This is a genomic window from Lysinibacillus mangiferihumi (assembly GCF_003049665.1).
GTDB lineage: Bacteria > Bacillota > Bacilli > Bacillales_A > Planococcaceae > Lysinibacillus > Lysinibacillus mangiferihumi.
This window is the reverse complement of sequence record NZ_PYWM01000021.1, coordinates 13,175-38,892: the sequence shown is the minus strand read 5'-3', so window position 1 is coordinate 38,892 and position 25,718 is coordinate 13,175. Positions and strand designations below refer to the sequence as shown.

Here is a 25,718-nt window from a genome sequence, read left to right as displayed (position 1 = left end):
TATCCTCCTATTAATTACAATGGTGCCTCTAATTATTTATTACTTATAGATATCTTCACTTTATCTGCTAAGTCTTTTGCTAAATTTATAGCTTTTACAGGAGTTTCGGCAGTAGTACGAATTGAACCTAATCGAGAATATGAGCTCTTAAGACCTTCTAGATACATACCAATTTCATAAGACGGTATAAATTCAACAACTCCTACAGTTTTAGTTATTTGGTCAATATTTTCTATACCACATAATTTGCCTTCTAATTCTGTGTTAATAAACCATATTGCTGCGCCTTTTTGAGTTTTCTTTCCCTTTTCAATCTCCTGTTTTAATCTATCATAAATAGAGTAACCCGCCGCCTGTTCCACAATATATTTCATCATATCAACGCCTAACGAATCTTTAATTAACAAAGGAATATCATCTCCAGCTAATCTAACATGCGTTTCAATAACACGAGGTCCCTTATCCGTTAACATAATCTCAGTATGAGTTACCCCAAATTTAATTTCTAATGCATCTAATACCTTAATAATATGATTCTCAATTTCCTTATAAGTGTTTAAATCTAATTCAGCTGGTACCATATGACCTATTTCCACTTTATTAAGCTCATGTTTATATTTTTCGACAATTGCAAGTATTAAATGTTGCCCATTTTCAGAAATTGCCTCTACACTATATTCCTTACCTTTTAAATAAGGTTCTACTATCAATGAAGATTGCTCTAATCGAGGAATTTTACTTTTGATTGAATAATCCATTTTCTCAAAAATTTCTTCTGATTCTTGAATTATTGAAACTCCAACACTAGCACGTCCTTTACTAGGCTTAACAATTAATGGGTATCCATATTTATTTCCAAATTCATTTATTTCTTCAGCATAGATAACCAATTTATTAGGGATATCTTCTACCCCTGTCATCCGTAAACGATTTCGCATTTGAAACTTATTGTGAACCCATTCAACTGTGGAAACACTATGATAATTTAACCCTAATGATTCACTTATGGCTGCTGCTTTATCTTGATCGATTTCTGCAAAAGAAACAACTGAATCAAAAGGATCAACCTTGTGAAGGGACCTAGCATATTCTATCCATTCTTGTATACTTGCTTCTTCTTTGATTATTAAAACCGTATTATTTTTTTCAATTTCATAAACAAAATTTAGTATAGAAGGCCGGCAAAAAACGGAAGTTCTAATATTTTTATCTACATTACGTAGCATAGGAACAAGGTCAGAACCCCCTCCAATAATTAAAACATGCTTACAATCCCCAAATAATGGTTCACTTGATTTTTCATTACGATTCATTATGAATAGATCCCCCTTTAGAGTTAAATTTTGATTAATCAATCCTCATTTTTACATGGCGTAAAACAGGTTCGCCAAAAATATCAATAACTCGATTCCCTAAAAATTCAAAGCGGTTTAAAGAAACCATGTGATACTGTATTCCGTACCATAACGGCAAAATAGGTAATTGATTAATAATTATATTCTCGGCTTCTTGATATTTTAACATTCGTTGTTCAGTGTCGAGAATTGAACGTGCCTCTTTTAAAGTAGCATCAAATTTAACATCAGAGAAATTAGAAAAATTGTCCATACCAATAGAATTTGAATGAAATAGAGAAAATAATACATTATCCGGACTTGGACAATCAATTGCCCAGGTCATTCTAAACATACCATCTATCCCATTTTGAAGTTTATTTAAAAATCCTCCCCAAGGTAAAGGTTTTAAATCAAGTTCGATTTTTATTTGTGCGAGCTGCTGTTTTATCTCATTAATCCATGATTCATGTCCTAAACCAGAGTTATAATAAAAAGGAACTTTTAAAGGTAGCTTCATACCCGCCTGTTCAAGTAAATTAAGAGCTTTATCCACATCTGGCTCACAAAGTAAAATATTTTCATTATTATTAATATCTTCTTCGTGATTAGATTTTATATTTGGTGGAATTATACTAGTTGCTAAAGGACGAGTACCAGAAAACACCTTGTCAATTATATTTTTACGTTTCGTTCCCAATGCTATTGCTTGTCTAACTAATTTATTATTAAAAGGAGGGATATTATTAGGAAATCCAATATATTGCATTAATGCACATTGAGTACTACGGAAATTATCTCCATAAGACATTGCTTCATTCAAACATGTAGGCGGTACTTTGGTAATATCTAATTTTCCTTCCTTCCAATCTGAATATGCATCATTAATATCCTCGTAAATACGGAATTCTATTTCATCTAAATATCCCTTTCCCCCATCTATAAATGCTTCATTACCTTCATAATACTTATCAAAACGTTTTAAACGAACATATTTATTATGTGCCCAAGGTTCAGCCAACATATATGGGCCTGTAGAAATAACATTATCTTTAAATTTCTCAGGATTTGATTCGACTAACTCTTTAGGTACAGCAGCTATACAATGGTGTCCAAAAAGGGCCGGAACTTCCGCAAAAGGTTCACTCATAGACACTAATAACTCAAATGTTCCTATTGCTTTCAAACCACTCATTTGATTTGATATACCGGAACGAACTTCATCAAACCCTTTTATACTGCTTAAATGATACGAAAGTTCTGAATTTTGAGAAGGGCTTACTAATCGATTCCATGAATAAATATAATCTTCAGCAGTAACATTTCTACCATGATGAAAGAAAACATTTTCACGTAAAAATAAACGTATAGTATATCCATCATCCTCTACTTGCCATGATTTAGCCGCCGCTGGTTTAGCTTCTCCGGTATCGGGAGTGAAATCTATTAATGGATCGCTCAAAAATCGTAATACTAATGCACCATCATGTTCGGATCCATAACAAGGATCGATGGAAGTTGGCTCACCCATAAATACACTTATTGCATTCTTTTTATCCATTTCTTTCAACCTTTCTATAATAAATTATTTATTACTTAAAGCTAAATAAGCTAAGATTTATTAGTCTAGTACCTAGTGCTAAAATTTCTTCTTTATTATCTGAAACTGCTAATACTCTAAGTAAATTACTTCCCGTACCAATTTTCCAATCAGGTTTCATTCCAACTGAATACACTATCACAGCCTCTCTTACACTTTCCATAGCCAATAATTCATCCAGATTAGGCACTTTCTCTAATTCAATGTCTAATGCTGGAGGCTGAGGAGTGAAAAATCCACAATATGATTTAAAATCTGGCTTTTTCTTTGAAAGAGGCATACCAACAGCAACTTTAGCTAATTCATTTATAATATTATAGTCAGCAGAATAAGATAACATCTCTGTAATTCCACCGCCAACACGGCCATTGACCTCTATTATTCTAGGACCCTCTTTTGTCAATTTAATTTCAGTATGTACAGCCCCGACTTCTATACCAAGCGCACGGATAGCAAGCTCTGCTTCCTTATATAAATTTTCAACTTGAAAATCAGATAAAATAGTCGGCATAATGTCACCCGTTTCACGAAAAGGAAATGCTAATGGTAATTTATCAGTAACAGTTAGATGTACTATCTCTCCATTTGACACTATAGATTCAACGCTAACATGATCTCCATAACGGTCATCACCATGCCAATTAAACCCGGGTATCTTTTCTTCCAATAAAAAATTAGGTACGGCTTGTATACGAGCATCAGTTTTATATAAATCTATTGCTGTATAATAAATTTCTTCTAATTCTTCTATTGATTGAACTTCATAAGTAGATAAACTACCAATTCCGATTAATGGCTTTAATACTGCTGGAAATCCAACCTCTTTTGCTGCAGCTTTCAAGTCTGGATAATCTAATATTTTATATACTTTTGGAATAACCAATCCGCCATGAGATAAAGCAGTACGCTGGTGCTCCTTATTATATAAACATTTTTGAACCCAGGTGGGATTTGATGGCAAATTTAATTTTCTAGCTACTTCATTTACATCATGAACAATTCTTTCACTAAAAGCGAGCAACCCTTCTGCATTAAATAAATTAGAAATTTCTTCAAGTTCTTCTTTAAGATTTAAACGATTTTCAATTATATATACTTGCACTCTTTCTCCCAAAAAGTTTAATCTTTCTTCTAAAACAACTGAATTTTCAGATACAACCAAGGCTACCCCTACTTCAAACTCATCTGAAAGCATGGGCAAATATACAGATGGTGCAGGACCTCCAGGTGCATCGACTATTAAAAGGCGATTACGAGTATTTCTCATAAATAATACCTACCTATTTTTGTATTTTTGGGTTTAGAAACCATTTCGTGAAAGTGATTTAGTTGTTGTTTTTCACTAAAAGATAAAAGCTCTGAAATTTCCTCCAATATAGCATTATTCCTTATTTTAGTATTAAAAGATATATATGCACCTAACTCTACTAATTCACAACCTCGTCTTACTTTTGCTTCATAAGAAGATAATCCATAATAGATTTGATTAATTCCCTCATTTATCGCGTATTTTATGGGTTCATAAAAACACAAATTAGGATAGCAAAACGCATTAACTAACTTTTCGTAATCAAATCCTGATAAGTGAGCATACATTTTATTATCTTGTCTAAAAAATAGAACAAATCCTACAATTTCATCTTTAAGTATGGCATTAAATACTACAATACTATCGTCCAAATAGTCTTTCATAATCTGAAAGCTTTTGCTTAATTTTTCAGGATCGCCTCCATGACCATATTTAGAACGTAATGATAATTGCAATTTAATTAAATCTTCAGAAAGTGCTTGCGCTCCACATAAAACCTCAACTTTTAATCCAGAACTTTTAAACTCCTTTATTTCCCTTCTAATTTTATTCCTTCTCTTATCGTTAAAATTCATTAAGTATTCATCAAATGATAACCAAGGGATTGATAAAACTGAATCAGCTCCTACAGTCAATTTACAATATCCTTCTGGGAGGTGTTCATTAATATCACCATATATATGTTCAGGTATATAACACAATCCATGAATTTTACTGTCAATATGTTCGGCTAAAATGTTAAAGAAATACATTAAAGCCTTTAAAACACTTTTCCTTTCGTTAGTTGCGATATCAGGATTAATTAAAATACCACAATATGAATTAGGTATGGCAGCTATTAAAGAAGGATATAAATTTTCATTTTCTAACTTTATTTGATACTCCTTTAATGCTTGCAGCTGTTGTAAATTCAAAAAATCTAAATTTCCAAAGTTTCCTCCTTTAGTGAAACTACGTGGAAGATTATAAAACAATAATCCTTTAGAATCTGTGACAATCTGGCAAGGAATTATTCCCATCAAATTATTATTCTCATCTTCGATTACAAGGTATAATAAATGTGTATCTAATGTGTTTTCTATATAAGACAACCATTGAATAGAAGACCAAAATTGTTCTGGAAACATCTTTTTCAAATCAACAGAGGAGATTTCTCTGATTCTCTTATAGCTTCTACCTATAAATCCGTTTATTTCTATTTTTTTTGATATAAATGATTCTAATTTTATTAATAATTCATCATTTTTTCTATTCTCCATCTATTTTCCTTTCACGTTAGATTTTATAAAATTAATCCTTCTATTAGTACATCCACCTTAGAACCTATTAAATTTTGGTTATTCTCAACATCATTTTTCAGGTAGATACACCCTCTACTTGAAGAATCTATATGCCCTTGATCTACTCGTATGTTATTAGATAGACCAAAAGAAAAAAGTTGATTATATCCCAACAGGCCTAATGCTGCACCACCCGTGGCAGCATCTTCATTGCCTGCTAATGACGTAGTGAATACCCTTAATAAAACATTTGATTGGTCCTTTTTCACAAATAAAACAATTCCATTTATACCCATACGTTGGCATATATTCATAACTAAAGAAGGTTTCAAGTGAACAATATACAGATTTTCCTCCGAGTTTATCGGAATATAAAGTCTCTTTCGACCATTACCTCCAACCCCAAGCATTCCACCTAATATATTTTTAGATATACTTAACTCATTCAAAACGTCATAATTATAATAAGGTGAAATCTCGCCAGGAGTTTGTTCAATCCACCAAATGTCATCCCCTTGTGTGAATACAGAGATTAATCCTGTAGCTCCTTCAAATTCGAAACGTTCGAGATTTTTAGATTGTATTTTTTGTACTGCTCCCGTAGCTAGCAAAGTCTGCGTACAAAATTCCAACTCTTCATATGGAGAATATGTTCTATGTTTCATTGAATTTTCTTTCCAAATAAATGCTGTATCTGGCAACTGTAATCTAGTAGCCATTTTTTTACTGGCAATATCTCCTATATCCTTTTCTAACTGAACAACTCCTGTTAGATTTCCTGAAATACCTTCGTTATAAAATACACGTGCCATCCAGAAACTACTCATAAATTAGCCTCTTTTCCTTTACGAAATTGACTCAAGGTAAAGCATTTTCTTAACAGCTAAAATAAAACGATCGCAGATCATATCTACATCATCAGGAGTTAAAGTAAGTGGTGGGGTAATTTTAATAACATTATTAAAAGTGCCTCCTAATAAACAAATGACGAATTGTTCTTTTAGGCAATCGTTTAGAACTCTAGCAATTCTCTCAGAATCAGCAGATGTATCTGCTTCAATATGAAGCCCCAACATTAGCCCTTTACCTGTAACAACAAAGTGAATTTTGCTTTCCTTCAAAAGCAGAGTATTTATTTCTTCTAACCTTTCCCTAAATTGTTCTCCTCTTTCTAAAGCATTCTGTGAAAGATTATCATCTACTATTATTTCAAGAACTTTAGAACCAGCTGCACATGCTACTGGATGACCTGAAAATGTACTAGTTTGTTTATATGCCGGCATTTTATTCATTAGATCAGAAGGGGCTGCTACTACAGAAATAGGTAACCCTCCACCTAACGATTTTCCCATTATTACGATATCCGGAATAATATCATCATGTTGGAAACCGAACATTTTCCCTGTTCTACCAAAACCTGTATATATTTCATCCATTATTAATAACATATCTTCATCGCTTGTTAATTTTCTAAGTGCTTTAAGAAAATTAGGTGGAGCAGCAGTCATTCCAGAAGAGCCTTGTATCGGTTCCACTATAATGCCTGCAACTTGATCTAGTGGGAAATCTGGATGCAAAATAAAGCGCTTAATCCACTTTAGATATTCATCCACAGAAGGCACATTATAACCATGTCTGCGTAAAGCATCATCTTCCGGAAAAGGTAGGCGAATAATATCAGCAGCATAATTTGTAACTTTGTCACGTAGCTTCGGATTTGCAGTTACAGCTAGGGAACCACCTGTTTTACCATGAAATCCACCTTGAAAGCTCAATACGGCCGATTTTCCCTTGACAAGGCGCGACAATTTTAATGCAGCCTCTACCGCCTCAGATCCAGTAACAGTAAATATAAATTTTGGATTTTTAAAAGGAAGTATATTGCATAACTTTTCCAAAAGTGTCGCTCGAGAACGAGTAGGAAATTGCCACCCTGTATGAGAAAGAGATTGAAGTTGTTTGATAATTTCTTCATTAACCTTTGAATTATTATATCCCACATTATGTACCCCTGACCCAGCGGTCAAATCTATATATTCTGTCCCTTCTTCAGTCCATACGCAAAAATTTAAACCTTTCTCCCAATCTAATTTAGTATCATTAGAAATTATTTCAGATGTGGAAGGGGATTCTAAATTTGAAACAATATCTATAATTTTCTTTTTTGTCACTTAGCTGTCCCCCAATTTAATTCTTCTATTAATTCATTAACACGCTTTATTAAAGCTTCTGCTATTTTTGAGCCTTTATCTTCATTAGCTATAGTAGGATCTCCAAATACACCTGTACTTCCATTATTTTTACTTATTATTTGTGGGTTATATGCTCTATGATCAAGATGAATATCATCCGAGATTATACCACCAATAACAGAAGCACCTTTTTCAATATTTTCTTTTATTACCATTTCAGGAAACCAATGGAGGAAAATCGATGTCAGCCCTTCACCTGCATGCATTTCATACTTAGATTCGCAAATATTTCGAAGGATATCGAGAACAAACTCTGCCCATTCAAGGACTACTACTTCCATTCCATATTCCTTAACTAATCGTTGAGAGGCTGTTATTAGGGACGGTTGATTCTCATCATGCCCATTAATTATCAAAATTCGTTGACAAATTCTCCTAGCCTTTTCTCCAATTTCAATAATTAAATTAGTGTACGTTTCTGCTGAAATACTAATCGTACCCGGCCAATCTTCAAACATAAAATTTACACCTACTGATGTAAAAGGTAGCTGTACAGCAGAATAGCGCTTTGTAATTTCTTGAGCAATCCTATTGGCTACAAAAAAATCAGCGCCAAGAGGTAAATGTGGTCCGTGTTGTTCAATACTTCCCGTTGCAATAATCATAAAATCTGGTTGGTTTGAATTTAAATCTACCCACGGAATATTTAATAAACTTTTATTATTTATCAAACTACAATCATCTCCTATTTATTTAGATAGGGGTCCGTCCACCATCTATAGTTACAACTTTTCCGGTTATATAAGTATTTTTTTCACTCCCTAAGAACTTTATGACTTCCGATACTTCTTCTACTTTCGCAAGTCGTCCTAAAGGAACCGTACTTGTATATTTTTCTATCTCATATGAATCATCCCCCCAGTCAGAATTTTCTATTTTTCCTGGGGCTACAGAATTCACTAATATACCCTCAGATGCAAATTCTGTAGCTAATGATTTTGTCAATCCAACTAAAGCTGATTTCGCTGCACAATAATGTATTCCCGCCGTTAAAGAGCCAGCCAAGCCAGCCACAGAAGAAATAATAACTATGCGTCCACCTTTACTTGCCAACATTTTCGGTAGAAAAGCTGAAATGCCGTAATATACTGCATTTAGATTAATATCCATTACTAATCTCCACTCTTCACCTTGTATATCTAAAGTATTTGGCCGTTTTCCATTTAATTTTGGTGAATAGCCTATTGCACTAACTAAAACTGCTATAGATCCAAATTCCTCAAACAAATTATTTGCTTCTTGTTTTAATTGTTTTTCATTAAGAGCGTCTACCTTTTTCGGATAACATTCTATTCCAAGATCTCGTAAAAACGTTGTAGCAGAATTTAATGCTTCTTCGTCCTTGTCTAATAAACTTATAGAATATCCATCTTTCCCAAAACACTTTGCTATACTTCTTCCAATAAACCCTGCTCCCCCTAAAATTACAACTGTTTTTTTCATCACTCCACCATCTCCATATAAATACTAGGACCTAATGAACTTGAATCATCATCTGTTGAAGCTAATCCTATAAGATTGAAAGCCTCTAAAAAACCTGGAAAAGAAACACGAACAGTATCCCAATTATAAATTTCTGTTTTTTTATTACAAAAGCTTGCAATAATCATAGCGACCATTGATATTCTATGATCATTAGGTACTTCTAAGTTCCCTGGGCTAGTAAATTCTCCTGGTGTAACTACTAATCCCCCCTCAATAGGATAAGCTTCTATGCCAAAGTTATTTAGTAATTCAATAGTTGTTATAATACGATTAGTATCTTTATTAGCTAATTCAAATGCATCTGTAATTACAGTTTCACCTTTAGCTGTAGCTGCAACTGCAGCAAGTATAGGTATTTCATCTATCATGCTCTGTACAAACACATCACCTGAAACTTTTACACCCGAAAGCTCACTTCCCGAACGGATAATTACTTCTCCTATCGGCTCTCCGCATAATTCACCTTGATTTATTATAGTTAAATCTGCTCCCATCCTCTGAAGAATTTCTAAGAATCCTGTTCGTGTTGGATTAAGATTAACTTTTTTTACTGTTAACTCTAAACCCGATGATTTTTGCATAGCCACTAAACCAATGAGAAATGCCGCTGACGATATGTCACCTGGTACAAAGATATCATGTGGTAATATTTTTTCAGGAGGAGTTAACTCAAGATAATCTCCTGTATCTATCAAATCAAGGTCAAAATATTTAAAAATTCGTTCTGTATGATCTCTTGCTTTAGTCTTTTTATAAATACGAGTCTTCTTATCTGCCAATAACGCTGCGTAAAGTAATGCAGATACCGCTTGTGCACTAGACACCTTAATTCGATGATGCATCCCATCTAGTCTAGACCCAGTAATTCCCACAGGGAGACATCCATAATTATTCAACCACTCAATTTGCGCCCCCATATCCTTTAAAGGTTCTACAACCCATTCCATAGGGCGATTACGTAACATTTTATTGCCATCAACCTTAAATCTCCCCTTTTGAGCACTAAGTAGTGAAATCATAATACGAGATGACGTAGCAGAATTCCCTAAATAAACAGTATTATTTGATGCTCTATAACCAAATTTACCTACACCAGTCACCAAAACATCATTATTATCAATTTCTATACCTACCCCCAATTTCTTAAGGGCGATTAAATTATTTACTGTATCTTCTGACCACAATATATCTGATATTCGACTAGTTCCTTCTGCTAAACTAGCTAAAAAAGTAGCACGTTGACTAATAGACTTATCTCCTGGGGGATGCCAATAAATGCTTTTACTTGATTCTTTAATCGGGGAAACTGTAATTTTATTCAACTCCAAAAAAATCATTCCTTCTTCATAATAAAATCTGAGTATTAAGTAATACGGTTAGACATCTTCGCAATTACTTCATCGTCTTCCCTTTCACCATCATTATCATTAAACAATACAGAAGAATCTGGTACTCCATTAGGATATTTTCTTTTATAACTTGCACTACGGAATCTTTTTCTCTGTAAACCTAAACTTTCTTCTGGATCAAATTTTGTTGGTTCTGCTACCAAGATTCCCATTAATATTCCTAGTTCAAGTAATCTCTGTCCAATTTCTGTTCTAGTTGCAACCATTGAAAATCTACTTGGAAGAATACCATACTGACTAGACGCATATATATTAGGATCTCCATCTGAAACAGATATATCAGCAACTCCAGACCACCAGTCCCTACAAGATAAACACCTGAATGTTTTGAATTTTTTGAATTCTTCAACTAATTCAAAAAAAGGTAATGAATTCGACTCATTATTTTTAGTATATACGGTAAACTCTCCTGGGTAGTCTCCATCACGATATCTAACATCAGAAACCTCATCTAAAGGAATGTTCAAAATATCAGTTATAAGATGTTCTGTCCCAGATAATTTAGTATTAGATGAACACCCTATCTCAATTGAAAATACAATTTTTTTCCCTAAGGCCTCTGTTTCCGGATTCCTCTGCATTTTCCTGATAGCCTGGATTTCACAAGCTAAGCCCACTACACCTACACTTTCATATCTTGTATCATTTAATAGATGTAAATTTGGGGCTATACAATATGTGGATTGGGCACATTTAATTATAGTTTCTTCGTCATTAGTCAATATTGCTTGGGGAATCCAAGGTTTCTCTTTATCACGATCAATAACTAGTGCTGCATCAATTAACCCAGAACGTAGTGCGGTAATTAATAAACCAGTTACGGCTCCACCAGCAGTAGCATGATTACGTACATTGGGATCTACAACTGAAACTAAATTAGTTTCATTTATAATTCCTGTCCAACGTTCAGTAGATGTTCTTGTACGTCCAAACAGTGATAACTCAGATGCAGGTACATCTGTTTCTTTACCTGGACATATATCTCTACAAAGATTACATGATCCACAAACCTCCGATAAAGATTTAGAATCTAAGTAAACATTAGGTATACTATTTTTATTTAATTGGATTATATTAGCAGGGCAAACAGCTACACATGCCCCACAACTAGTACAAAGATCATTATCTATAATTTCTTCTTTAAGTTGTAAATAAGTCAAATATATCAACTCCCTTTGTTAGTACAACTTTTATTACTATTGATAATAGCTAGATTTTCTTCCACATACCGAAGTGTTCTAGTTAACTGTCCTATATGATTTTCATCATGACCTGCTAGCACGCCTAACAATACACGCAATTGTTCATTGCCTCTATAATCTAAAAACCCCATTCTTTCCCATTCTTTTTCTTGTAAGGTTTCTAGTAAAGCTATTAAATTTAAACGCTCTTGTTTAAACCGATTAAAACAGGTCCAAATATCATTTATAGTAAACCATCTTTGCCAATCATCTGAATCATACCCCACTAACACTGGCGTTTCTTCGGTCAAAATACATCGAACCCTAATTGAATTACAAACCTCATTATCAGCTAAATGCCCAACAATCTGATGTATGGACCATTTATTAGGAGCAGGTTTAATATCATATCCCTCATTAGGACATTGTTCTAATAATCTCTCTATCTTTGGAATGGTAGAAGCTAGAGAATTTTTAATATTGAAACCAGGGACAGAACCTATCTTATAAGCTCCTATTTGTCCTGAAGTTGCCTCTTTAAAGGCAACTACTTGTTCTGCCCACATTTTTTCATCCTTAGTAAGCTCTTCTCCTGAAAAGAGCATCTCTAAGATATGATTAAATTTATAGTCTTCCAACTTTAAAGCACCTCGCTTATATTAAATAACCTATACTTTTCAATTATGTAAATAACCTACATTTTTCAATTATGATGTTTTTATTATTTTTTAAAAGGGGTTTCCACTTAAATAAATATAAGGATTCCTATATTTTATTTTTTTTAAAAAACATATATGTATAATTATGGGTAAGAAATGTTAATTTACAGAATAATTGAGGTGATTACAAAATGAAAAAATTACTATTTGTAAGTTTATTAGCAGCTTTTCTTATTACAGGTGATTTTATAGCCCTTCCTCTAGATTTACCTTATGAAATATAATAAGATTGCTTGGGTCATAAATATGCGCTAAGTATTGCACCTCCAAAAGTTAGATTTCAACTCTAGCTTTTGGAGGTTTTTCTACGGAAAATATAGTCGGGAAATTTAAATTTTACAGTTACGCAAGTATAATGGGCATTAATTTTTAACGTATTTTGACGTAAGAGGTAATTATCAGTTCAGTTGAATTTAAATATTAGTAGCTGATTGAGATAGGAAACTTTTATTAGGAGGTATAGAAACATATTGCTAGTATTTCGAAAGCAATTTCATTTCACATTTATTGAATATGGATTCGATTACTATTTGGGTATAGTAACCGAAAAGGATTTGTATCAAAGGAATGTATCCAAAACAACTTCTTCAAGTCAATTCACAGTTTAAAAGGTTGGTCACCACGCGTACAAGGGCGCCTTCGTAATCCGTAAATTCCGCCATACGATGACGCTTTTTCTTTTTGCGCTGTGCCGATTGTGCAGGTGAAATCAGCATTATGTTGGAATCTTCTACAGACATATGTATTAACGATCTTTTACGTGCAGTTGGATATTTTCTTTTAAACGAATCACCAAATCTTGGCCCTTTATTCACATAACAATTCACTTTATTAATCAAAAATAAGCTCGGTCTGCCACGAGGATAACACGCTTGTCCTCAAGTTTTTCGACAATCTCACCTAAACGTTTCGAAAGCGTTGAATAATCCACTGATTTCAAGCCTTGTGCAGGTGTGACATCCGTTGCGTTACGCAAGCTTCTCCTTTCAAATCGTGCACCCACTAAATAGCTAAAAGCGTTGGCACTTCGCATTTACGAGCGTATCCTCAAAGCCAAATTCAGCGAGAATCCCTGCGATTTCTTCCTATGAAATAAAGTTGAAGCAATGTAAAAATCGTAGAATCTTTTTATAGTAAAACTTAGTTAATCAACAGACGTGATATTTTTATTTTTTAGTATTTCAACATACAGTTCACGATTTAATAATTCAAAAAAGAATAACGATTTTTTGTAAAAATATACTATCAACTCTCGATTTTTACTTGTTTTTTCATGTGTCTGTGCAAGATAATAATAAAAATTTCCAATTAAAGACATATTTTCATAATTAATCGATTTAGTTATACCTAACTCTGAAAGTCTTATCGCTTCTCCATATTCCCCCATATCATATAGAGTTTTTACTTGATTATACAAAAACCTCAATTCAAAGATTTGCCTACTAGGCAGTCGGGTCTCTTCTACAGAATCAAAATCAATCTTCCTATAATAAAATAATGCCTTCGAATAATTTTTATTAATGGCATGTAAAAATGCTATTGAATTATAAATACGATATAATAAATATTCTCGATTTAAAATATTTGATGGGACATTACGAATTAACTGTAATATATTCCCTATAACCAAATCCAAAGATTCTTTTTTTATATAATATCTACTTAAAAAATATAACCATTTTAAATAAGCCTCTAACCACCTGTCCTCTATTTTATTTTGTAACTCTATTTTCACTATATTATGTATATCTACAAATTTTTGTCTAAGTGCTAAATCTTCTAGTTTCAGTATTAATCTTTTTTTATCTTCATAATCAGCATTATTTATAAATTCTGTGAAATAATCTAATGTTACTTGAAGCTTCGCTGCAATATCTACTAAAATATCAATTCCAGGCATTATAATACCTTTTTCAATCATACTAATAGTTGGTTGAGTACATATTCCTTCACTTAATTGTTTTTGTGTAATTTTTTTTTCTATTCTAATTCTACGTATCTCTTCTCCTATGGACTTCAAAATTAACACCTCGTTCTTATAGTTATAATTTGGTTCTGGTGCAAACACTTGAAGAAAATATAAAAAAGTGAATGATTTCCAGTGACCCCTGGTCTAAGCAACTAACCCAAACAGTTGATGGATGAATTCCTTTTGATTTTGGACGGACTTCTCCCCTTGGAGAGTTTGTCCTTTTTTGATCATGTGCATAGCCTCTATCCCAGCAATAATTCGTTTGGCAGTCCGTATAGACTTTAATCCAAGCATCGAGCGAATTCGTTTTTTAATAAAGCGATGATCCTGCTCCACGATATTGTTGAGATATTTAACTTACCTTAGTTGGATGCCTTCGGGTATCTGCTTTTCTTCTTTTAATTCTTGGATAGCAATGGGATAAGCTGGGTTCTTGTCTACTGTTATCACTCGAGGCTTAGAAACGTAAGAAAAAGCCAAGGCCTTCTTAAAAAAGCGCTTGGCTGCTTGTTTATCTCTTGATTCACTTAAATAAAAATCTATGGTATTCCCTTCTGAATCAACCGAACGATATAGATACATCCATTGACCTTTTACTTTGATATAGGTTTCATCGACTCTCTAGGAATCATTTGTTGGCTTAAGATGACGTCGAACTCTTTTATCTAATTCCGGTCCATATTGATGAACCCATCGCATAATGGTTGTGTGGGCCATTGCTAAGCCACGTTCTTCCATTATCTCAACTAAATTACGAAAGCTCAAGTTGTACCGCAGGTACCATCTCACTGTTAACAAAATGATTTCAGGTTGAAAGTGTTTCCGCTTGAATAGTTGTTCCTTTTCCATACTAATCACGTCCCTATTTAGAGTAATAGTGTTAATATACCCTTACTTTAGAGGTGAATTGCAGTTGTTTATATTTTTTGCACCAGAACCGTATAGAGGTGTATGGTAAAGGGCTTGTCATTCGTTGGTAAAGTTTTTGTCAAGGGATGGTAAAAAAGATGTCATTAATGTACATTTCAGTGGCAGTAATCCAAAGGGGTTAGAATTATAAACTTAACTCGAATATTTAAGTTTAAGATTTAGCTGACCATTCATTCTCTAGGATGCCGATTTCTATTAAATTCAAATATTTATCCCCATTTTTTCTAGCATCTCTTAGTATACCTTCTTGTTTAAAGCCTACTTTTTCATAGCATCTAATTGCAGAAGTATTAAAGTCAAATACACCTAGAGTAACTTTATGTAACTTAAGTTCTTCAAAGGCAAATTTTAATGCTGCTAACATTAATTGCGTACCATACCCCTTCCCTCTGCACCATTTATTTTAGATTGGAAGTCAGATACTCAAAAACCAATATTAAAATAAATTTTCTACATATCCTTACAAAATGGCTTTCCAAAATGAAAGTTTTGGGGATACAGAAAAACAATTTTCAACAATCTGGCGCTTTTATCATTACTTATAGCGCAAATTGCCAATTAACTAACTTCATCTATAATTCTAACCATTTGGTTAATAAAGTGTGTCAAGTTATTGAATAGCAAAGTACCATCAACTTAATAGCTAGCAGTATACGATACTGGCTTTACTCCAAAAAGAGAAGCATTAGTTCGGTTTTGAGCAGAGTCAAATCCATAATAAAAATCTATCCAATATGAGCCATAATCTGAACCTAATCCAGTATCAGTAAATGAACTTTTACTAATATTAGCACCGTCTAATGTTATTGATTCCGTAAGATTTATGGCAGTACCGAAAGGAATTATAGGAACGGTAGTACCATACTTTTTTTTCACTGCAACAGTGCTATATTGCACATTGTAAAATCCATAAGTGGCTCCATGTCCAGTTGTTGAACCTACATAAGCAGTGGCACTTTGCATTAAATGCTCATGTTTAGCAGCATTAGCTTCTGATGTAAAGCTAAATACCATTCCAAATAATAAGGTTCCCAAAACAAATAAAACCTTCTTCATTTTAACCATCTCCTTTTAATTTGATGAAACAAGGTGTTCTCCAGTTGTTACATTAAAATAAACTGCTACTGTATTTTTTAATTCTTTATTCCAACCTATTACTAACATTAAAGGGATTCCAGACTCAGGATCTTTTTTAATCATGAAATTATATCCTTTCGCCCAATCCTCACCAGGATGAATTCCGCCCAATTCGAGGGCTTTTTTAAGCAACTCTGGTGAATCATGCTTAATATCTTTTATTTGCATAAGTTCATTTTTAGGATAAGGAGATGAACTTTCTACAGTAAAATCACTAGCATCGTCAATTTTCCCTTTATGAATTGTTACCAAAAAGTACTTGTTCGTATCTGGTACTGCGAATGCAATATTCCAATACTTCCTTTTCCCATTAATTCCAATCCCTTTATCGTCCTTCTCATCTAAGTCAATATTAACCGCTGATAACAATTGAGCTTTATCGTTCCATTCTAACGCAGATGAAAATGCAAGTTTAATCGCTTCTAGTATTGATAGTTCTGTGCTATTTTCAGCATAAGTTTCAATTTTGCTACTGGTTTGTTGATTGGCATAATTCACATAGATTGCTGCTCCTACTAGTATGATGGAAGTGAAAAATAGTAAATAGACTAGACGTTTATTTATAAGATCACCCCTTATTAATTAGTTTTAGTAGATGTTAATATATTTGAACCTTTATTTACCTCTAATATTAATATATTTAAAGTGGCTTAAATATATTACATAAATTTCAAAATTGATTCGTGTAGATTAAGCAAACAGGTTACTGTGCTAAACTTCAGCAATGATTGTTTATAAAAACTCTCTTAACTTTTCCTTTATAGCCTTATAAAAAAGATAAGCATTATTTATAACTTAAAGATTTTCATTCTTTCCTTGATAGAAAGAAAAACATAACCAACTTCAACATCATCATCATCGATGAGGAAAGTATAATAGAAAAAAGATAGAGAAAAAACAGCGCATAGTAATCAATATAGTACTCATATATTAATAGAGAGCAATTACAATGCTGAAAAATCCAGTGATAGCAAGGCTTTTACGACTTATTATTTTCAGGAAATGGTTTATCACCTTAAAAAGACGAAATGAAATGATTCATTCACACAACCACTTCAATTATCCACGAAATAAGAAATTTCGAAATAAGTCATCCACATACCTAAATGGATTTCATTTTCAAAAGCCGACTATTCCACAGCTCGAATTGGATTGAAAAGCCATCAAAAAAGGTAGCTCCTGGACATTCTCCTGATGCTACCGACAATTTTTGTATTCCTCTAAACTTTTAAAACCATATATGGTAAAGACTCATATATAACTGCATGACAAATAGCCCTTTCTGAATACTTTTTTCAGAAAAGGCTCTTATTTAAACTGCTCTGGTACATCCCACTGTGCATTTTTGTATGAGCTGGCGATGAGATAGCGTAACGGCTGCTCCTCCTGCAAAATACGTTTTGTCTGAAGCCGTAAGGTCTTGCGGAAATACGCCCCTAGTGCTTGAATATTACCAGTTTGTCGTTCAATCTCTCGCACAGTTGTACTTAAAATGTCGGCCATGACAGCTTTCACCGTAGACATCGCGTTTTCATTCGACTCCACAGCATAATACATTGGCGTAATGACCTCTTGCTTACAAGCAAACTGCATGTCTTGTAAATCATCGTTTGTATAATTTACACTACTTGATTTTAATAGATATGACAATGTATGGTGTGAAGATGCCTGGAATTGGTCAAACTTCGCATCATGCTTTCTTTCTCTATAGACTGTATCTATAAACTTCAATTCGTACAAACCTTCTAGTTCTTGTTTGACCTGAATCAAACTATTCTTACCATAGAACACACGTTTCAGCCATTTATTAAACACTTGCTTAGACTGCTTATATTTATTGTATAACGTGATTTTCTTACGTTTTAACCATTTCCCTTTACGTTTAAGCTCCCTATAAAGACCATTTATAAGGTCAAGTAACCCTAATACCCCCCGTACATCACGTGCTTTAATAAAACCCCTTAAAAAGCCACTATTAAAAATAGCTTTTGGCACAAGGAAATAACCAGGTATCTTAGGATTTTTTGCAGTTGGCACATAAGCAGCCACTGCTGGCAATTGAATATATGTACGACCATTTATACGGTCAATATTTAATAAACCAATATCAAAAAGTCGATGATAACCGTTATGTATCGAGCTATATGGAAGATTACGTTTTTCACATTCTTCCTTTAAATTAAAATCTTGCTCCAAAATAAGCCCTACTTCATCACAAAGCGAACGTAATAATAAGTAAGTAACTAAAGAGGAAGCAGTCAATTTTTTCTTCGGTTCATGTACATACTCAAATTCATACTTGTTTAAACACTCTAATTCTTTGTCAAAAAACTGAATACCATCTACTACTTTTTCATTCATTTCCTGCTCCTCCTTTCTTAGTCATTTAAGTTATAAAGAAACTATTATGATATTCGTACAAAAATGTTACCCAATTGATCTACACATATCTGCAATCAACTCGTTATAAGAAAATATGTCAAATCGTTCAGATTGCAATCTACTCAACAAAATCAGCCAGCCTTCTATAAAAATTGGATATAGATTTATTCTGTATACGATACATGTACGTAATCACTAAAACTCCTATTGTAAATTGAATTATCCAATGCATTAATAGAAATCGTATTGGACTTTCTACTAATATTAAAACGATTGTAGGAATAAGCAGCATAACAATCTGTACTGAATAAAATTTGTTTCTAATTTCATTCATTTCATTTTTAATATTTGAAATAGCAAAATTTATTTCTTTCTGTTGCTCCTGTTGTTCAATTTTTTTTAATTCCTTTACAATGTCATTCGTAATATCATTCATTGAAATTTCTCCTTTCTATTTAGTATCAAACTGTATGATAAATTTAGTACAATGATCTTCTAAATCATAGCTATTCATAAAGTCTTTAGCGACCTGCTGATACTGGTTATTGCATTCTTCAATGGCCTTTTCATATTCGTTATATAATTCTTTTATTTCGGGAATAAATGTAGAATTTTGATGTTGGTAATACCCTAAACCTTATACAGCAGCTTTGACAAATATAGCTGCCACTTTCTGATCTAATTCAGAATTTCTCTTATGTAATATTTCAAGGAACTCAAACATTTTGTCATACGCTCGATTACCAAGCCATCCATCCATTCCATTATTCAGGACTTGATAGTCCATATACTCTAACAATTCAATTTCTTTTTTAGTTAACATACCGTTACTCTCCTTCTTTTTCTTCTTTTAATAAAGTACTAACATTAGAATCCGTTATAACTAAACTTTTATAAGGTCTTGTAAAGAAGTATTCTTTTTCATTCCATCTAATAATTGCACTACTAGCATAGATGGAGACCCATATATTGCTTACTTTTTGAATATTCATATTTGCAACCAACTCGTTATAACAAAATATGTCAAATTTTTCGGATTGCATTGTATATTTCATTATTAACGATCTAGGTTTTTCTTCCAAAATCGCACCTTCTATTTCTTTAATACATATATTCCCATGTAAAGGCGCTGCCTCTATATCATTCTTAAGAGGGGTAATACCAACACAAAAAAAGAATAGTCCACCTAAAGCGAGCAGAAATAAATATCCCCACCCGTTTATTGGTCCGCCTTGATAATCTGAAAACATTTTTAACACGTCCCATCATATGAGCTTTTAAATTTTCTATATTAATTACATTTTCGTATGCCATTGTCAGTCACCTTCTTGAACATTTTCTTTCGATTAAACCTGCAAAATGGCAGTAGTTATTTTTCAAATTGTCGATACATCTCCAATAGAATTTTTTCAAATTGTTTTTCTGTCAGTATTTGCTCTGCTATTCGTTTAAAGGTAGCTAATTCAAGCCACTCTTGATTTAACTGGTTAAAATCAAATTGCAATTTACCATAATTGTCGATAGCATCATAAGCCACTTTAAACGCTTCTTTTTGTTCATCTGTCCAATCAGCCCACGATAACCCAGCTCGAATTATTTCTTTAGCTCGCTGTGTCTCCATTCATAACACCTTCCATTCCATAGACAGCACATTTTCTTTCTATAAACTTATTTGTTTATACGAACACTACCGCCTGCATCTACATAACCTTTTACATCACCGCAAGTAACACTACCACCTGCATCCACATTGCCATCTACATTTCCTGTAATAGATACTGAACCACCAGCATCTATATAGCCCTGTACATTGCCAACTACATTTGCTGCACCGCTCACTTTCAAATTAGCTAAAACACCTTTGAATTCAACAGTGATGTGTCCCACAAGACCTTCTTCAACCAATTTCCCATCAACATAAACTTTATCGTTTATAACGGATATGTTATTACCTGTAACTGAAATTGATTTCCCATTTATAACCACTGTGCTACTTGAAGCTGTAGAATTATTCTTTTTAAAAAAATTCAATTTACATGTACCTCCTCTTCATTTTTCAACGATCTAATTTTGAAATGATTGAAAGGTTGAATAGATCCATCTGTTTCCAATCCTTCTGTGGTAATTCTTTTACAGCTTCCACTCCAAACTCTTTTATGTTTGTGAACCAATGAATGGGGTACCTGCCCCTTGCTTGTTTATTCGTGGAATCATCGTAAAAATAGCAATCTTGCATATTTGTATAACAACCATAAGTGGATCTAATAAAATATTTACCTAACGGAGCATTATAGCCTTCCTTTTTCCAAACCAGCTCTGCTTCGTATACTTTTCCTGATTCCAATACTGGCAGCACATATGGATTTTTTGGCTCGGGTGGCCAAGCATCTTCTTCAATGATGTCAAAACGACTCTTTTGATAGGTACCAAAATGAGAACCTGGGCGTGGAAAGCGACTAACATGATAGCTTGAGCCTCCAGCCGGATATAAATAGTAAATTTCATTGGCTCTAAGGTTTGTAGAGCTACTTGGATCAATACATTTCCCTCGCATTTCACGCTCCTCCTTTTTCATGCATCAATATAGGTGTTTTTCTATCCAATAAGCGTTTCTAATGCTCCAATTAATGGTGTTAAACAACCCAATTTTCAAATTCCCCATAATTCTTTTTCTATTTTCCGTTGTTTGTTCCACAAACGTTCTCGTTGCGTATTCAATTTTTGTACTTCTATAAGTTTGTCGATATTTTGAGTCTTTTTATATTCTTCTAGTGATTTTGTAACCTTAGAAAATATGTTATCGATCTCTTTTGATAAGTCAGCATGACGTTTATTAAGTATGCAATATTCTATAGAGTCAGTTTTTCCAGTTGGCAGATAAAATTCTATTTTCTTTAAATAATAAATCAGTTCTTCTTTAGTAAATTTTTTTAATGCTTCTTCGGATAACCGAGTCACACTTAATCCTCCCTTGCAATTAATAACTCATGTTGTGCAGTATTTGCTTTACTGGTTAGCTCGTATAACTTTACCTGCCCATGCACCAACTATTAGTACTAAAACAATAAGGGCTATTGTTGTTAATATAGGATTCATAATCATTAGCTCAATGATATTTTCTAACCTCAAATGTATCCCTCCGCAATTTCAAATTCACCATATGTACAAGCTATACGTTTGCTTTTGGATGTGTGTCGTGATCGCAATTTTTACAATGATAAGTACCATCTTCCCTTATCCAACAATCTGGATAACCACAATTACAAGTATCCCACTTGCAATCACACTGTGGTGCTTTTTCATCTGCTCCACAACCAATACACTTATTGTTTAATCCTAGCCTTTTCATGCAATTTCACTTCCTCCACATAATATTTCAAAAGCGATACCGTTCACGCATTAATTTAATTTCATCATTAATTTTTAGTAATAAGGCTTGTTCGCTTTTTTTGTCATTTTCAGAAATACCTTCACGTTTCAGATATTCCTGAAGTGCATGCTTGAGTGTCTTTAAATTTTTATACGATAACTTAGGAAATGATCCTCCCAATTTATATTCCTCCATTTCATCTCTGTACAATATCAAAAAAGCTTAACTGTTTATTCCGCTCAGTCACAGCTGGATTCAACCATAAAACTTCCTGCTTTGACGTAGCAGCGTCAGTTGTGGACATCTTCGTTAACCTGCTCCAACCTTGTAACAGGTCATTATATAAATCGTTATCGTAACCACTTAGCAATACGAAACCCTTATGTTTATTTAATGTGAGGAGTAATTCTTCATGCTCTGAATCTTTCATTTCATGAGCATAGTGACGTTTAGTTCGAGTTTCTAATAAATACGGTGGATCAGCATAGATTAAACAGTCCTTGCGGTTGTAACGTTCGATTAACGTCACTGCATCTTGGTTTTCGATTTGTGCCTTTTTTAGCCTATTCGTTGCTTCAAGAATCGCATGAGGAAGCCCTATCCAATCGGGTAAAGCATTCACTGTAACCGTATCTATATTGTGTCGCCAGCCTGTTCTATCAGACGTTTTACCGCCCCTCGCCATCCAACAGCGCACCAGAAATACTCGAGCACGTTCAAGTTCAGATAAATCACTTTCTAACAATTCGAAAGCCTGGTAATATTCTTGGCGCGAATATGGTGTAAGCTCTACTGCTCTAGCTAATGCTTCAGGTTGCTCACGAATGACCTTGAACAGATTGACAATGTTGCCGTCTAAATCATTTACTGTTTCTATGCGTGCAGCTGGTTTATTGAAAAGGACAGCACCACTCCCGAAGAACGGTTCAAGATACACCTCATGTTCGGGCATTTGTTTAACTATCCAGCTAGCCATATTCCATTTTGAACCTGCATAGTTTAAGATTCTCTTCAAATACTCACCACCCTACATATAATCTTTTTTCTTTATTTCAATTAATAACTCAATGAGGAACACTAATGCAGCTTAATGTTCCCTGTTCAGTTTTTAATCCTCATATTGTGCAGTAGCTGATGATTTCAATATCACTTTCATTTATATAATCATCTGCATCATAATACGGTGTTGTAGCTGTTATTTTTCCACTTTCGTGAAACTCACCTTCGTAAGACTTCCCTTCATGAAAAACTAAAACTGCTCGTCCGTTGTTATCCCAATAAATATTTCGAATTGGTCGAAATTTTATTGTTCCCATTCCCTTCACCCTTTCTAAAAAAATAGAAACTTTTTACTGTTCTATACGTAACTATTATTATCCAGATTGGAGGTAATGCAATGAGCTTTGGTACTTGGCTAGCTATTGCTGTCGCTCTATTTGCAGGAATATTCGCCGCAAATAGTAGAAAAAAGAAGAAGTAGTAGTTAAACTTATTTGAGATTAATTAATGTATATTAATCTCTTCTTTTCGTTTCTCTCACTTTGAAATACATGTGCATCACTCCGTCGTCCTTACTGCACAATTTCATTCGAATAAGCGCTAGTTAACGATTTCAATTTCGTCTGCACTTACATAGTCGTCTACATCGAAATATGGTGAATAACCTGTTACTTTACCATCTGAATGAAGCACACCGTCATATACTCGACCAGCTATAAAAACTCGTCTCATATGCCCCCAATCTTCCCAGTAGATGTTTTTCTTTGCCTTGAAACGAATGGGTTTATCTTTGCGCTTTTCATCACCTAAAACTCTGTCGTTTGCATGTGAATCCGTTTGATTTTGTGGCATTTCATTTGCTCCCTTCGTATTGAACATTTTTCATCTTTTGTTTAAATCTCTGAATCTGATTCATCTAATATTTTTAATGTCATTACAATTTTTTATATTTCCAGGAAGCTCTTGCCCTAGTCCAACCTTTTTACCTTCTGTACAAGTAAGCGCTAGTTAACGATTTCAATTAATCACTACCGAAGATAGCTTTTCACCTGTGAAATAAAATTTGATTAATCTAACTTCTCTATTCTCAATCTTTTTATAAACAACTGTTGATTCCCAAATGCCCTTTTCATCTAACCTACTAGTTTCATACCCTTCCCCAATCTCTTTTTGAATTAATGTTTTATCCTCGCCTACTTCAAAACTTTTTATTTTGTCAATTGAAGTTGAACCAATTGACGGATAATCGCTATACATTCTAAGTGGGTCTGGTGTAAAGAATAAATACCATCCCCCTGCAATCAACATAACGACAAATAGTACAATTATAAAAACCTGTTCCTTCCACAACATCATTTTTTAACACCTCCTATCCACTGATTTATAGAAACTCAATGAGGAACACTAATGTAGCTTAATGTTCCCTATCAGTTTTATAAATCAGTCACAAGAGGATGAACTGCCGCCGGAATCACTTGAATAACTGTTATAGTCTGAACTGTGTGAATCGCAACGCCCACTCGAATCGCTTGAAGCAATATTAACTGCGTTGATTGTGTTTAATGTGTTATCAACGTGACTTGCATTGGTTGTTTCCTGTATTGAACGATGTACCACTCTTTTATTTACTCTTTTATTCTCTTCACGCTTTCTTCGATTCTCAAAATACTGTTTTAACATGTAACATCCTCCTCAAAATAAGTATTAAAATAGTTTCAATCATCCTTGCACCATAAATATCTTCTAATAAATCACTGAAGTAACTCGGTATCATAAATCGTATAATCGCATCGATAGATTAAAAGAAATTTTCCGTCTATCAACAAGGCCGTTGATTTATCAATGTCTGTAGCAAAATAACTGACATCATCACCAGCAAAGGTCGCAAGTGGTTGTCCTGATTGACTTCGAATCAGCACAATTTTACTTTTTCCTACAGTCGCATTTTGAAGATCATTAACTAAGCGATTTAAAAAAGGGACAGACCTGTCAAAATTTTTAATATCAACCTTTTGGCTATACTCTTCAAATAAATTTGAAAGTCCTGATTCAAATGCTAATAAGCTACTGCCAACATGTAGCATTTGTTTCCCTCCAACCGTAATATTGAGAACAGATGACTTTTCAACTGTGTTTCCTTCTGAATCTTTGATAGCGAATTTACGATCAGCATTTACGCTAATGCTTTCTCCTTGTATACGATCAATTAACTGGCTATCTTCATCATAGGATTGAATCAACATAGTACGTCCGGCTAATTCTTCCTTTAAGTTCCCAACTTCATACTCTAAAAAGTTACAAGCTGATAATATGAATACTAAAACAGCAACAATTAAGATTTTTAATAGGTGTCTCATTT

33 protein-coding genes and 2 pseudogenes are annotated in these 25,718 nt (G+C 33.6%); all 35 read right to left on the bottom strand.

What is annotated here, in order from left to right; all coding sequences use genetic code 11:
- Window positions 1-32: 32 nt before the first annotated feature.
- A complete protein-coding gene (locus C9J37_RS18280) occupies window positions 33-1,313 on the bottom strand; it encodes an ATP-grasp domain-containing protein (RefSeq protein WP_107896503.1) in 1,281 nt (426 codons plus the stop codon).
- 34 nt (window positions 1,314-1,347) lie between these two features.
- Entirely contained in the window at window positions 1,348-2,895 is a 1,548-nt protein-coding gene (locus tag C9J37_RS18275) for an ABC transporter substrate-binding protein (RefSeq protein WP_107896502.1), read from the bottom strand.
- A gap of 31 nt (window positions 2,896-2,926) precedes the next feature.
- A complete protein-coding gene (locus C9J37_RS18270) occupies window positions 2,927-4,201 on the bottom strand; it encodes an ATP-grasp domain-containing protein (RefSeq protein ID WP_107896501.1) in 1,275 nt (424 codons plus the stop codon).
- Window positions 4,198-5,502 (bottom strand): GNAT family N-acetyltransferase, encoded by a 1,305-nt coding sequence (locus C9J37_RS18265; RefSeq protein ID WP_107896500.1) that lies wholly within the window; start codon window positions 5,500-5,502, stop codon window positions 4,198-4,200. Before C9J37_RS18265 ends, C9J37_RS18270 begins: the two co-directional genes overlap by 4 nt.
- A gap of 23 nt (window positions 5,503-5,525) precedes the next feature.
- Window positions 5,526-6,335, bottom strand: coding sequence for a PhzF family phenazine biosynthesis protein (locus tag C9J37_RS18260; protein ID WP_167397358.1), 810 nt, complete (start codon window positions 6,333-6,335; stop codon window positions 5,526-5,528).
- Between the two features lie 33 nt (window positions 6,336-6,368).
- The gene (locus tag C9J37_RS18255; RefSeq protein ID WP_107896498.1) at window positions 6,369-7,694 is read right to left on the bottom strand and encodes an aspartate aminotransferase family protein; all 1,326 of its coding nucleotides are present in this window, start codon (window positions 7,692-7,694) and stop codon (window positions 6,369-6,371) included.
- Window positions 7,691-8,446, bottom strand: coding sequence for a creatininase family protein (locus tag C9J37_RS18250; protein ID WP_107896497.1), 756 nt, complete (start codon window positions 8,444-8,446; stop codon window positions 7,691-7,693). The genes C9J37_RS18255 and C9J37_RS18250 overlap by 4 nt, the downstream gene beginning before the upstream one ends.
- A gap of 22 nt (window positions 8,447-8,468) precedes the next feature.
- Entirely contained in the window at window positions 8,469-9,218 is a 750-nt protein-coding gene (locus C9J37_RS18245; RefSeq protein ID WP_107896496.1) for an SDR family NAD(P)-dependent oxidoreductase, read from the bottom strand.
- The gene (gene aroA, locus C9J37_RS18240) at window positions 9,218-10,597 is read right to left on the bottom strand and encodes a 3-phosphoshikimate 1-carboxyvinyltransferase (protein ID WP_107896495.1); all 1,380 of its coding nucleotides are present in this window, start codon (window positions 10,595-10,597) and stop codon (window positions 9,218-9,220) included. Before aroA ends, C9J37_RS18245 begins: the two co-directional genes overlap by 1 nt.
- A 26-nt stretch (window positions 10,598-10,623) precedes the next feature.
- The gene (locus C9J37_RS18235) at window positions 10,624-11,829 is read right to left on the bottom strand and encodes a Coenzyme F420 hydrogenase/dehydrogenase, beta subunit C-terminal domain (protein WP_167397357.1); all 1,206 of its coding nucleotides are present in this window, start codon (window positions 11,827-11,829) and stop codon (window positions 10,624-10,626) included.
- 5 nt (window positions 11,830-11,834) lie between these two features.
- The gene (locus C9J37_RS18230) at window positions 11,835-12,488 is read right to left on the bottom strand and encodes a DinB family protein (RefSeq protein WP_107896493.1); all 654 of its coding nucleotides are present in this window, start codon (window positions 12,486-12,488) and stop codon (window positions 11,835-11,837) included.
- 668 nt (window positions 12,489-13,156) lie between these two features.
- Complete coding sequence (locus C9J37_RS18225; protein ID WP_107896492.1) at window positions 13,157-13,384, bottom strand: hypothetical protein; 228 nt, start codon at window positions 13,382-13,384, stop codon at window positions 13,157-13,159.
- Between the two features lie 20 nt (window positions 13,385-13,404).
- Window positions 13,405-13,602, bottom strand: a complete 198-nt coding sequence (locus C9J37_RS18220) for a hypothetical protein (RefSeq protein ID WP_107896491.1) — start codon at window positions 13,600-13,602, stop codon at window positions 13,405-13,407.
- Window positions 13,603-13,713: 111 nt separating this feature from the next.
- Entirely contained in the window at window positions 13,714-14,589 is an 876-nt protein-coding gene (locus C9J37_RS18215; RefSeq protein ID WP_167397356.1) for a helix-turn-helix domain-containing protein, read from the bottom strand.
- Between the two features lie 93 nt (window positions 14,590-14,682).
- Window positions 14,683-15,390 (bottom strand): annotated as a pseudogene (locus C9J37_RS18210) (IS6 family transposase).
- 232 nt (window positions 15,391-15,622) lie between these two features.
- A pseudogene (locus C9J37_RS18205) lies at window positions 15,623-15,862 on the bottom strand (GNAT family N-acetyltransferase); the annotation flags it as partial.
- 245 nt (window positions 15,863-16,107) lie between these two features.
- Entirely contained in the window at window positions 16,108-16,527 is a 420-nt protein-coding gene (locus C9J37_RS18200) for a DUF8837 domain-containing protein (RefSeq protein ID WP_107896489.1), read from the bottom strand.
- A gap of 15 nt (window positions 16,528-16,542) precedes the next feature.
- Complete coding sequence (locus C9J37_RS18195) at window positions 16,543-17,106, bottom strand: hypothetical protein (RefSeq protein ID WP_235617165.1); 564 nt, start codon at window positions 17,104-17,106, stop codon at window positions 16,543-16,545.
- 810 nt (window positions 17,107-17,916) lie between these two features.
- The gene (locus C9J37_RS18190; RefSeq protein ID WP_107896487.1) at window positions 17,917-18,969 is read right to left on the bottom strand and encodes a hypothetical protein; all 1,053 of its coding nucleotides are present in this window, start codon (window positions 18,967-18,969) and stop codon (window positions 17,917-17,919) included.
- A gap of 139 nt (window positions 18,970-19,108) precedes the next feature.
- Window positions 19,109-19,426: a hypothetical protein gene (locus tag C9J37_RS18185; protein WP_107896486.1), complete on the bottom strand. Its 318-nt coding sequence runs from the start codon at window positions 19,424-19,426 to the stop codon at window positions 19,109-19,111.
- 201 nt (window positions 19,427-19,627) lie between these two features.
- Complete coding sequence (locus tag C9J37_RS29055; RefSeq protein WP_235617164.1) at window positions 19,628-19,813, bottom strand: hypothetical protein; 186 nt, start codon at window positions 19,811-19,813, stop codon at window positions 19,628-19,630.
- Between the two features lie 4 nt (window positions 19,814-19,817).
- Window positions 19,818-20,240, bottom strand: coding sequence for a hypothetical protein (locus C9J37_RS18175; RefSeq protein WP_107896485.1), 423 nt, complete (start codon window positions 20,238-20,240; stop codon window positions 19,818-19,820).
- A 119-nt stretch (window positions 20,241-20,359) separates the two neighbouring features.
- Entirely contained in the window at window positions 20,360-20,611 is a 252-nt protein-coding gene (locus C9J37_RS18170; protein ID WP_107896484.1) for a hypothetical protein, read from the bottom strand.
- Between the two features lie 47 nt (window positions 20,612-20,658).
- Window positions 20,659-21,021 (bottom strand): bactofilin family protein, encoded by a 363-nt coding sequence (locus C9J37_RS18165; protein WP_235617163.1) that lies wholly within the window; start codon window positions 21,019-21,021, stop codon window positions 20,659-20,661.
- A 25-nt stretch (window positions 21,022-21,046) separates the two neighbouring features.
- Window positions 21,047-21,544 carry a hypothetical protein gene (locus C9J37_RS18160; RefSeq protein ID WP_107896483.1) on the bottom strand — a complete coding sequence of 166 codons (498 nt, stop codon included), beginning with the start codon at window positions 21,542-21,544 and terminating at the stop codon, window positions 21,047-21,049.
- Between the two features lie 95 nt (window positions 21,545-21,639).
- Window positions 21,640-21,948 (bottom strand): hypothetical protein, encoded by a 309-nt coding sequence (locus C9J37_RS18155; protein ID WP_107896482.1) that lies wholly within the window; start codon window positions 21,946-21,948, stop codon window positions 21,640-21,642.
- 48 nt (window positions 21,949-21,996) lie between these two features.
- On the bottom strand, window positions 21,997-22,119 hold the full coding sequence (locus tag C9J37_RS29445; RefSeq protein WP_268808029.1) for a hypothetical protein: 123 nt from the start codon (window positions 22,117-22,119) through the stop codon (window positions 21,997-21,999).
- Window positions 22,120-22,159: 40 nt separating this feature from the next.
- Window positions 22,160-22,339 carry a hypothetical protein gene (locus C9J37_RS18150; RefSeq protein WP_107896481.1) on the bottom strand — a complete coding sequence of 60 codons (180 nt, stop codon included), beginning with the start codon at window positions 22,337-22,339 and terminating at the stop codon, window positions 22,160-22,162.
- A gap of 27 nt (window positions 22,340-22,366) precedes the next feature.
- Window positions 22,367-22,540 (bottom strand): DNA strand exchange inhibitor protein, encoded by a 174-nt coding sequence (locus C9J37_RS18145; RefSeq protein ID WP_235617162.1) that lies wholly within the window; start codon window positions 22,538-22,540, stop codon window positions 22,367-22,369.
- Between the two features lie 16 nt (window positions 22,541-22,556).
- Window positions 22,557-23,375, bottom strand: coding sequence for a DNA adenine methylase (locus tag C9J37_RS18140; RefSeq protein WP_235617161.1), 819 nt, complete (start codon window positions 23,373-23,375; stop codon window positions 22,557-22,559).
- Window positions 23,376-23,475: 100 nt separating this feature from the next.
- A complete protein-coding gene (locus tag C9J37_RS18135; protein WP_107896479.1) occupies window positions 23,476-23,676 on the bottom strand; it encodes a hypothetical protein in 201 nt (66 codons plus the stop codon).
- 283 nt (window positions 23,677-23,959) lie between these two features.
- Window positions 23,960-24,211 carry a hypothetical protein gene (locus tag C9J37_RS18130; RefSeq protein ID WP_235617160.1) on the bottom strand — a complete coding sequence of 84 codons (252 nt, stop codon included), beginning with the start codon at window positions 24,209-24,211 and terminating at the stop codon, window positions 23,960-23,962.
- Between the two features lie 165 nt (window positions 24,212-24,376).
- The gene (locus tag C9J37_RS18125; protein ID WP_107896478.1) at window positions 24,377-24,715 is read right to left on the bottom strand and encodes a hypothetical protein; all 339 of its coding nucleotides are present in this window, start codon (window positions 24,713-24,715) and stop codon (window positions 24,377-24,379) included.
- Between the two features lie 84 nt (window positions 24,716-24,799).
- Window positions 24,800-25,039 carry a hypothetical protein gene (locus tag C9J37_RS18120; RefSeq protein WP_107896477.1) on the bottom strand — a complete coding sequence of 80 codons (240 nt, stop codon included), beginning with the start codon at window positions 25,037-25,039 and terminating at the stop codon, window positions 24,800-24,802.
- 71 nt (window positions 25,040-25,110) lie between these two features.
- Window positions 25,111-25,716 (bottom strand): DUF5052 family protein, encoded by a 606-nt coding sequence (locus C9J37_RS18115; RefSeq protein ID WP_107896476.1) that lies wholly within the window; start codon window positions 25,714-25,716, stop codon window positions 25,111-25,113.
- Window positions 25,717-25,718 lie beyond the last annotated feature (2 nt).

Bases quoted from the DNA above. Each gene is read 5' to 3' on its own strand.
- C9J37_RS18280 (WP_107896503.1), bottom strand. From the start codon at position 1,313: ATGAATCGTAATGAAAAATCAAGTGAACCATTATTTGGGGATTGTAAG.
- C9J37_RS18275 (WP_107896502.1), bottom strand. From the start codon at position 2,895: ATGGATAAAAAGAATGCAATAAGTGTATTTATGGGTGAGCCAACTTCC.
- C9J37_RS18270 (WP_107896501.1), bottom strand. From the start codon at position 4,201: ATGAGAAATACTCGTAATCGCCTTTTAATAGTCGATGCACCTGGAGGT.
- C9J37_RS18265 (WP_107896500.1), bottom strand. From the start codon at position 5,502: ATGGAGAATAGAAAAAATGATGAATTATTAATAAAATTAGAATCATTT.
- C9J37_RS18260 (WP_167397358.1), bottom strand. From the start codon at position 6,335: ATGGCACGTGTATTTTATAACGAAGGTATTTCAGGAAATCTAACAGGA.
- C9J37_RS18245 (WP_107896496.1), bottom strand. From the start codon at position 9,218: ATGAAAAAAACAGTTGTAATTTTAGGGGGAGCAGGGTTTATTGGAAGA.
- aroA (WP_107896495.1), bottom strand. From the start codon at position 10,597: ATGATTTTTTTGGAGTTGAATAAAATTACAGTTTCCCCGATTAAAGAA.
- C9J37_RS18220 (WP_107896491.1), bottom strand. From the start codon at position 13,602: ATGCGAAGTGCCAACGCTTTTAGCTATTTAGTGGGTGCACGATTTGAA.
- C9J37_RS18200 (WP_107896489.1), bottom strand. From the start codon at position 16,527: ATGAAGAAGGTTTTATTTGTTTTGGGAACCTTATTATTTGGAATGGTA.
- C9J37_RS18190 (WP_107896487.1), bottom strand. From the start codon at position 18,969: ATGAATGAAAAAGTAGTAGATGGTATTCAGTTTTTTGACAAAGAATTA.
- C9J37_RS18185 (WP_107896486.1), bottom strand. From the start codon at position 19,426: ATGAATGATATTACGAATGACATTGTAAAGGAATTAAAAAAAATTGAA.
- C9J37_RS29055 (WP_235617164.1), bottom strand. From the start codon at position 19,813: ATGTTAACTAAAAAAGAAATTGAATTGTTAGAGTATATGGACTATCAA.
- C9J37_RS18175 (WP_107896485.1), bottom strand. From the start codon at position 20,240: ATGTTTTCAGATTATCAAGGCGGACCAATAAACGGGTGGGGATATTTA.
- C9J37_RS18170 (WP_107896484.1), bottom strand. From the start codon at position 20,611: ATGGAGACACAGCGAGCTAAAGAAATAATTCGAGCTGGGTTATCGTGG.
- C9J37_RS18160 (WP_107896483.1), bottom strand. From the start codon at position 21,544: ATGCGAGGGAAATGTATTGATCCAAGTAGCTCTACAAACCTTAGAGCC.
- C9J37_RS18150 (WP_107896481.1), bottom strand. From the start codon at position 22,339: ATGAAAAGGCTAGGATTAAACAATAAGTGTATTGGTTGTGGAGCAGAT.
- C9J37_RS18135 (WP_107896479.1), bottom strand. From the start codon at position 23,676: ATGGGAACAATAAAATTTCGACCAATTCGAAATATTTATTGGGATAAC.
- C9J37_RS18130 (WP_235617160.1), bottom strand. From the start codon at position 24,211: ATGCCACAAAATCAAACGGATTCACATGCAAACGACAGAGTTTTAGGT.
- C9J37_RS18125 (WP_107896478.1), bottom strand. From the start codon at position 24,715: ATGATGTTGTGGAAGGAACAGGTTTTTATAATTGTACTATTTGTCGTT.
- C9J37_RS18120 (WP_107896477.1), bottom strand. From the start codon at position 25,039: ATGTTAAAACAGTATTTTGAGAATCGAAGAAAGCGTGAAGAGAATAAA.
- C9J37_RS18115 (WP_107896476.1), bottom strand. From the start codon at position 25,716: ATGAGACACCTATTAAAAATCTTAATTGTTGCTGTTTTAGTATTCATA.